The 434-nt window shown below is 73.5% G+C and carries 1 protein-coding gene; it reads left to right on the top strand.

The annotated features are described in order from the left end of the window. Window positions 1-61: 61 nt before the first annotated feature. Window positions 62-434 (top strand): TetR/AcrR family transcriptional regulator (locus RNC47_RS37000; RefSeq protein WP_311605257.1); only part of this gene is annotated, 373 nt, incomplete at its 3' end.

Here is a 434-nt window from a genome sequence, read left to right as displayed (position 1 = left end):
CTCTTAACGCAAACAGATTGCTTTTACGTATCCGAGGAGGAGTCGCGTGAGCCCCAGGCCGATGGCCCGCCCCGGCGGGCGCAGCGCACGGGTGCAGGAGGCCGTCCACGCGGCGGTCCGTGACCTCCTCGGCGAAGTGGGCCGGGACGCGCTCACCGTGCCCCTGGTGGCGGCCCGGGCCGGTGTCACCCCGTCCACCGTCTACCGCCGCTGGGGTGATCTGCGGGAGCTGCTCTCCGATGTCGCGGTCGAACGGCTGCGCCCGGACGCCGACCCCGCCGACCTCGGCGGCCTCCGGGCCGACCTCGAGGCGTGGGCGGAGCAGTTCCTCGACGAGATGGCCTCCCCGGCCGGGTGTGCCTACATCAGGGACGTGCTCCTCGGCGACCCCGACGGCGAGAACGCCGGCCGCTGCTCCGCGTACGCCGCACAGC

It is taken from the genome of Streptomyces millisiae (assembly GCF_031845425.1).
Taxonomy (GTDB): Bacteria; Actinomycetota; Actinomycetes; order Streptomycetales; family Streptomycetaceae; genus Streptomyces; species Streptomyces millisiae.
The sequence above is the reverse complement of the archived record's forward strand: the minus strand, read 5'-3'. Positions and strand labels throughout refer to the sequence as shown.